8 protein-coding genes are annotated in these 6,919 nt (G+C 71.0%); all 8 read left to right on the top strand.

Going from position 1 to position 6,919, the window contains the following annotated elements; genetic code table 11:
• Positions 1 to 1,011 (top strand): CpaF/VirB11 family protein (locus P3T39_RS36910; RefSeq protein WP_280703699.1); only part of this gene is annotated, 1,011 nt, incomplete at its 5' end.
• On the top strand, positions 1,008 to 1,943 hold the full coding sequence (locus tag P3T39_RS36905; protein ID WP_280703698.1) for a type II secretion system F family protein: 936 nt from the start codon (positions 1,008 to 1,010) through the stop codon (positions 1,941 to 1,943). The genes P3T39_RS36910 and P3T39_RS36905, both read left to right, overlap by 4 nt.
• A 32-nt stretch (positions 1,944 to 1,975) precedes the next feature.
• A complete protein-coding gene (locus P3T39_RS36900) occupies positions 1,976 to 2,839 on the top strand; it encodes a type II secretion system F family protein (protein WP_280703697.1) in 864 nt (287 codons plus the stop codon).
• Between the two features lie 21 nt (positions 2,840 to 2,860).
• Positions 2,861 to 3,058 (top strand): hypothetical protein, encoded by a 198-nt coding sequence (locus P3T39_RS36895; protein ID WP_280703696.1) that lies wholly within the window; start codon positions 2,861 to 2,863, stop codon positions 3,056 to 3,058.
• A 55-nt stretch (positions 3,059 to 3,113) separates the two neighbouring features.
• The gene (locus P3T39_RS36890) at positions 3,114 to 3,536 is read left to right on the top strand and encodes a pilus assembly protein (RefSeq protein WP_280703695.1); all 423 of its coding nucleotides are present in this window, start codon (positions 3,114 to 3,116) and stop codon (positions 3,534 to 3,536) included.
• 11 nt (positions 3,537 to 3,547) lie between these two features.
• On the top strand, positions 3,548 to 3,982 hold the full coding sequence (locus P3T39_RS36885; protein WP_280703694.1) for a TadE/TadG family type IV pilus assembly protein: 435 nt from the start codon (positions 3,548 to 3,550) through the stop codon (positions 3,980 to 3,982).
• A complete protein-coding gene (locus P3T39_RS36880; RefSeq protein WP_280703693.1) occupies positions 3,979 to 4,404 on the top strand; it encodes a pilus assembly protein TadG-related protein in 426 nt (141 codons plus the stop codon). Before P3T39_RS36885 ends, P3T39_RS36880 begins: the two co-directional genes overlap by 4 nt.
• A 6-nt stretch (positions 4,405 to 4,410) precedes the next feature.
• On the top strand, positions 4,411 to 6,919 hold a 2,509-nt coding region (locus tag P3T39_RS36875; RefSeq protein WP_280703692.1), incomplete at its 3' end, for a LysM peptidoglycan-binding domain-containing protein.

The following is a 6,919-nucleotide window of genomic DNA, read 5'->3' as shown; positions in this document are numbered from 1 at the left end:
GCACAACACGACCGCCAAGCCCTACCGCTGGACCTACGACGGCACACCGCTCAAGGCCGCATGACCCTCAACGAATCAACGCGGTGCAGCACTAGATTGGCCGACGGCTCCCGGCTCGCGGCCACGGCCTGGGTCACCCCGCGGCCGGAGATCGTGATCCGCCGTCACCGCACCCGCTCGCACGGCCTGGAGGCCCTGCGGAGGTGGGGAACGATCGACTCGACGCTGGCTCAGTTCCTTAAGTCGCTGGTCCTGGCCCGCAAGAACATCGTCGTTGCCGGGTCGCAGGGAGTCGGCAAAACCTCGTTGATGCGTGCGATGGCCCGGGAGATCCCCGCCTCCGAGCGGGTGGGGACCCTGGAGGGCGAATACGAGCTGTGGCTGCATGAGGACCCCGAAGGCCCGACCGTGGTGGCGTTCGAGGGCCGTGAGGGCAACGGCGAGCGCGCCCCGGACGGCCGGGCCGCCGGCGAGATCACCCTGACCGACCTGTTCGCCCAGTCGCTGCGCATGTCGCTGCGCCGGGTGATCGTCGGCGAGGTCCGCGGCAAGGAAGTCCTGCCGATGCTCCACGCGATGAACGAAGGCGAGGGCGGGTCGATGTGCACTGTGCACGCCCGCTCCGCAGAGATGGCCATCGAACGCCTCGTCATGCTCGCCATGCAGGACGAGGGCACGCAGATGACCGACGCCCTCGCCTACCGGCTGATCGCGAACGCCATCGACGTCATCGTCTACGTCCGCCTGGTCGATGAGACCGCGATCGGCGGATCCCGCCACCGCTTCGTCTCGCAGATCGTGGAGGTGACCGGCGTCGGCGAAGGTGGCCGCCCCTCCCGCCAGGTCGTCTTCGGACCGCGGGAGGAGGGGCAACGCCGCGAGCCGCGCGCGGTCCCGCTCATGGCCCCACAGTGCATCGAGGACCTGGACCGCGTCGGCTTCAACCGGGCGCTGCTGCGCCAGCCCTGGGGCGCCTGGGAGCAGCCGCTGCAGGCGGTGACGCGGCTGTGACCCTCTCCCCCCAAGCGCTGTTCGCTGGCGTCGGCGGTGTGCTCGCCGTTGCGGGCCTGCTGCTGGCCACCTTCGGTCTCATCGGCACCCAGGCGTCGACCCGCGCCCGCCCGCAGAGTCGGCTGGAGCGCACGCTTCGCGGCGCGGTCAGCCGCCCGGACGGCACCGGGCCGCCGACGGTCTGGGCCGACCACCGGTCCCTGCTGGTCGGCGCTGTCGTCCTGGGCCTGCTGGTCTGGCTGTTCACCTCCTGGCTAATGGGTGGACTGCTGTCGGCCGCCGCCGTCCTAGGCCTGCCGTGGATAGTGCAGCCCGGCCGCGGCAGCAAGGCCCAGATCCAGCGCCTGGAGGCCCTGGAGGAGTGGGTGCGGCGCTTGAGCGACATCCACACCGCTGGTGTCGCCCTGGAGCAGGCGGTGGCCAGCAGTCTGCGCAGCGCCCCGAAGACGATCACCCCGCAGCTCACCCGTCTGACGGCCCGGCTGGCTTCCGGGTGGCGGGCGCAAGCTGCCTACTGGGCGTTCGCGGACGAGCTGAACGACGCGTCGGCCGACAGCGTCGCAGCCCTGATGATCACGCACGTGCAGGACCACGGCGCCGGACTGAGCACGGCGCTCAAGGGACTGGCCGCCCAGCTGGCGGAGGAGGTGCTGATGCGCCGCAAGGTGGAGGCCGACAGGGAGAAGCCGAGGACCAACATGCGCTGGGTGGGCCTGTTCTGTCTGGCCGTTTTCGCCCTCTCGATGTTCTCCGGCTCCTACGTCGAGCCGTACAGCACCGCAACCGGCCAGTTCCTCCTCGTGGGCCTGGCGGCTTTCTTCGTCATCGTCATGGTGTGGATGCGCCGGATGTCTGTGGCCAAGCCCGCCCCCCGGTTCCTCGCGCCCGCAGCGACCGAGCTGGACCGCACCACGGAGGGGGTGCCGTCGTGATCCTCTCTGCTCCGGCGATCGTCTCGGGCGCGGTGTGCGGCATCGGCGTGGTCGTCGCCGCAGCGGGCCTGACCCGCCCGCGCGCGGATTTGGGTGACCTGCTGCGCCGGCTGGATGCCAGCCGTCTGCAGAATCTGCAGCCGCGCGCTGTTGCGGAGGCCGACTCCCTTCTGGAGCGGCTGGGTGCTCGCCTGCTGGCCCAGGTCGGGGAGGACGTGATCCGTCTGCCCCGGCAGGAACTCGACCTGCTGGGCCGAACCCCCGCCCAGCACGTCGGCACGAAGATCGGGTATGCGTTCGTCGGTCTGCTGCTGCCGGCCCTTACGGTCACCGCGGTCACTCTGGCCGGCTCCTCTCTGCCGATCACGGTCCCCGCGCTGGCCGCGCTCGCCCTGGCCGTGCTGTTCTCCTTCTTCCCCGACATCAACGTGCGTGGGGAAGCGGCAGCGGCCCGGCGGGAGTTCCGCTTCGCCGTCGCCTCCTACCTCGAACTCGTCTGCCTGGAGCGTGCTGCCGACGCCGGGCCCAGCGAAGCGCTGCGCAAGGCCGCCGATGTCGGCGAGGGCTGGGTGTTCTCCCGCCTCAGGGACGCGCTGACGCGCGCCGAACTCGCCGGCATTCCGCCCTGGGAAGGCCTCAAGCAGCTGAGTGAGGAGATCGGCGTCCCGGAGCTCGGGGCACCGGCCGACATCATGGCCCTCGCCGGCGAGGAGGGCGCGGCCGTCTACTCCACTCTGCAGGCCCAGGCCCGGAGCCTGCGCGGCGTGCTGCTGACGGACGCTCAAACCGAGGCGAACGCAGCCTCCGAAAAGATGATCGTCCCCGTGACGGCCCTTGTGATCCTCATGTCCGTCTATATCGGCTATCCCGCCATCGCGCGGATCCTGGCCGCCTGACCTACCTGGAGGGGAATCCCCATGTCGAACGACCCGCTGCTCACCTACCTGGCCCTGCAACTGCGTCTGCGCGCCGCCCGGCTCCGCGGCGCGAAGGGAGATGCAGGTGCTGTGTCCATCGAGGCGGCCGTCCTGATCGGCTTCCTGGTCGCAATGGCACTGGGACTGGGCGCCTTCCTCCTCAACAAGCTGACCGAGAAGGAAGGCCAGATCAAGTAGCCGACGCCCCGTCACCGCTTTGCCGACCCGTATCCACCGCCTCCAGGAGGAAGCGTTGCATCACCTGCGCCACCTGCACTCCTGGGCCCACCACCGGGTGACCAAGGCTGGTTCGAGGGACAGCGGTGCGCTGTCCCTCGAACTGGCCGTCATCTTCCCCGTGGTCCTGTCCCTGATCTTCCTCGTCATCACCGTCTGCTTCTGGTTCCACGCCCGCAACGTCGCTCTGTCGGCCGCCCAGCGCGGCGTCGACACTGCACGTGTCCAGGGCGCCGCCCTCGACCAGGGCCTCACCGTGACCAACGACTTCCTGGACCGCGCCGGCCATAGCATCACCGGGCGCAGCGTCAGCGGCAGTGACGGCGACACAGTGCGTATTGACGTGAGCGGCCGGGTGGAAACGTGGATCCCCGGGCTGAGCCTGAGCATCCACCAGCATGCGAGTGCCGCCCGCGAGCGCCTGGCCAGGTTGCCGTGATCCGCCCGCCGATGGGGCGCCGAGCCGATCGGGGCAGTCTCAGCCTGGAAACCGCGATCCTGGCCCCCGTCCTGCTGACCGCCCTCCTGGTGGCCATAGCCGCTGGCCGGATCCACATCGCCGACAACACCGTGGACGCCGCAGCCCGCAACGCGGCCCGGGCCGCGTCCCTTGAGCGTGATGGCAGCACCGCCCGCAGCGAGGGGACCCGGATCGCCCAGCAGACCCTGCAGGAGCAGGGCCTGCGCTGCTCCTCACTGACGGTGGACGTGCCCACGGGCGGATTCACGGCCGCGCTCGGCGCCCCCGCCAACGTGACGGTGACCGTCACCTGCCAGCTGTGCCTGTCGGATCTCCTGATCCCCGGATTCCCTGGCAGCAAGGCGATCACCGCAACGTTCACGTCCCCGATCGACCCCTACCGAGGAAGACTCACCACGTCATGACCGGCGCCATCGCCCGCCTGCGAGCCCGCCGCGGCCACCCCGAGGAGGGCAGCATCACGCTGTTCGTCGCCGTGGCCATGGTCTGCGTCTTCCTCGTCATCGCGCTGGTCGTGGACGGCGGTGGCAAACTGCGCGCCCTCAACCACGCCCAGGCCAGCGCGCAGGAGGCCGCCCGAGCCGGAGCCGACACCGTCAACACCGGCCAGGCGATCTCCGGCGACGGCATCACCATCGACCGGGAAGCAGCCCAGCGCGCCGCCACCGCCTACCTTGCCCACGCCGGCGTCACCGGCACCGTGAGCTGGGGTGGCGACGGCAGCATCGTCGTCGACGTCACCGAGATCTACACACCGGTGTCCTGGCCCGGCACTGCGGCCGTCACCGGCCACGCCAGCGCCAAGCTGATCGTCCAGGGAGGCTGACCCCCTATGCCCCGCCGAACCACCTCCCGCCTCGCCGACGCCGCGCGCGGCCTCGCCGCCCTCATCGCGCTGCTCGCCCTGCTGATCGGCGTACCGCTGCTGCTGCTGCGCACCGGCGTGCTGCCCGCCGGTATCACGTCTTGGCACGACGTCACCACCGCGCTGTCCTTACCCGACGACGGCACGCTGTTCCTGGGCGCGCTCACGCTGATCGGCTGGGCTGCCTGGCTGTCCTTCGTCTCCTCCGTCGTCATGGAAGCGGGCGCAGTTCTGCGCCACCGCAAGGCGCCCCGGATCCGGGTCCTCGGCGCCACCCAGCGCCTGGCCTCGTCCCTGGTCGCCGGCGTGGTGCTGCTCCTGCCCGCCAGCGCGGCGTTCGCCGCCTCGCCCACGACCGGCGCGGTCAGCGTCAGCACTACTACCGGTCTCCACCAGACCGGCGCCACCCAGGCGGCCACCGCACCCGCCACCTCCAGTGCACAGGCGTGGACCGGCCGCATCCACCAGGTCCGCACCGGTGACACCTTGTGGGACCTGGCCGAGCACTACCTCGGATCCGGTACCCGCTGGCACGAGATCGCCGGCGTCAACGACGGAATCCGTCAGAGCGACGGCACCCTCATGACCGGCAACATCCTGGATTTGCAGCCCGGCTGGCTGCTGCGGCTACCGGCCACCGCCGAGGCACCGGCAACGGGCGAGCACCTCGTCGTCGTTCAGCCCGGCGACACCCTGTCCCAGATCGCCCAGGACGAGCTCGGTGACGGCAACCTGTTCCCGAAGCTGCTGGAGGCGACCCGGGATCGGGTGCAGCCCGACGGCAGCCACCTCACCGATCCGGACCGGCTCCTCCCCGGCGAGGTCATCGTCATCCCCGCCACCGCCACACCTGACGCTCCGCCACTCGCTGCCAAGCCCTCCCCCGTCGTCCCGGCGCCCACCGAGGCTCCGCCGCGCCCACCCGCGGCCACCCCACCATCAGCCCCGACAGCGCCCCCAAGTACCCAGCCCCAGGCGCCCAGCCACGCCCCGTCCATGGCTAACCCGCAGACTGACCCCGGGCAGACCACCCCCACCAGCCAGGCCCCGGACAAGGCCGACACCACCCCGCCACCGGCTGCCACCGGCGATGACGCGGCGATCCCGGCGCAGCAGACCGTCGCCGGGATCGCCGCCATCCTCGGAGCGGCACTGCTGAGTGTCATCGCGTGGCGCCGCCGCGAGCAGCAGCGCCACCGCCAGCCCGGCGAGACCATCGCGATGCCGGAGGAGACCAGCCAAGCCGAGCAGGCCCTGGACCGCATCTCCTCCCCCGCGTCCGTGGAGCTGCTGGACCGCGCACTGCGCACCCTCGCCCACCAGCATCCGGACGCGCTGCCCGTCATCCGTGGCGCGAAGGTCGCCGCCGCCCGGGTGGAGATCCGCGTCGACGACGAGGACACCGAGGCACTGAGCCCGTTCACCGACCGACCCGGCGGCTGGTGGGGTTTGCGAGCCGACCGCGCCTCTCTACTGACCGCCCAACAGGCCAGCACTGTTCCCGCCCCCTACCCGGGGCTGACCACGATCGGTGCCGATACCGACGGCGCTCTGCTGCTCGCCCATTTGCCCTTCAGCGGGGTGCTGCTGCTGGACGGCACGGACCAGCAGGTGCGGGAGGTGGCCCGAGGGATCGCCATGGAGGCCGGTACGGCGGTGTGGGCCGATCACATCGAGGTGATGACGTGTGGCTTCGGCCTGGAACTGCAGGAGCTGCTGCCGCAGTCGCGGGTGATGTTCAGTCCCGGTCTGCCCGCCGCGACGGAGGATCTGGCCCGGGTGCTGATCGAGGCCCATCAGGCGGAGCACGAGGGCGGTGAGCCGCCCCAGCCGTGGCTGCTGGTGTGTGCGGTCGTGCCGAGCGCCGAGGAGCTGTACGCGTTCGCAGATCTGATGGGTAAGGCCTGCGGGCAGCGGATCGCCGCTGTCCTTCCCGCCGACGGCGCTCGCGACCTCTTCCCGGACGCCGAGGTGTTGGACGCCGGATCCACCGAGCCGCAGGGCCTGGAGGTTCTGGAGACGGAGGTCGTGCTACAGCGGGTGACGGACGAGGCCTACCGGCAGCTGACCGCGACGATGACCACCGCCGTGGAGCCCCCTGTTCAGGCCGAGGGCGCGTGGGCGCATGTCCCGAACCCGGAGGAGCGCCGATTCGGCCCAGGAGCCGTGGGCACGACCACGGCCAGCCGCTCCCACCTGTCCCTGCTGGCCGCGCCCGACGAACCAGAGCCCACGAAGGAGACAGACGCCATGACCGATGCCGTTGCGGATGAAGAGCCGGCCGGGCCGGTCGCACAGCCCGCCCAGTCCGAAGGGACGCTCCCCCACAACATCCCCGCCGCCGACAGTGCTCACAACCAAGCGGCCCCGGCTGGCGGACCGCACACCCACCACACCCTGGGCAAGGTCTCTGGCAGTGGGTTGTCGCGGACGGACCTGTCGAAGACCGCCCGCGTGAGCATCGTCCGAGACAACC

Origin of the sequence: Kitasatospora sp. GP82 (genome assembly GCF_029892105.1) — a bacterium.
In the GTDB taxonomy this organism is placed as follows: Bacteria; Actinomycetota; Actinomycetes; order Streptomycetales; family Streptomycetaceae; genus Kitasatospora.
The sequence above is the reverse complement of the archived record's forward strand: the minus strand, read 5'-3'. Positions and strand labels throughout refer to the sequence as shown.

Excerpts from the sequence above, each read along its gene's own strand:
- P3T39_RS36895 (WP_280703696.1), top strand. The coding sequence starts at position 2,861 with ATGTCGAACGACCCGCTGCTCACCTACCTGGCCCTGCAACTGCGTCTG.
- P3T39_RS36880 (WP_280703693.1), top strand. The coding sequence starts at position 3,979 with ATGACCGGCGCCATCGCCCGCCTGCGAGCCCGCCGCGGCCACCCCGAG.
- P3T39_RS36885 (WP_280703694.1), top strand. The coding sequence starts at position 3,548 with ATGGGGCGCCGAGCCGATCGGGGCAGTCTCAGCCTGGAAACCGCGATC.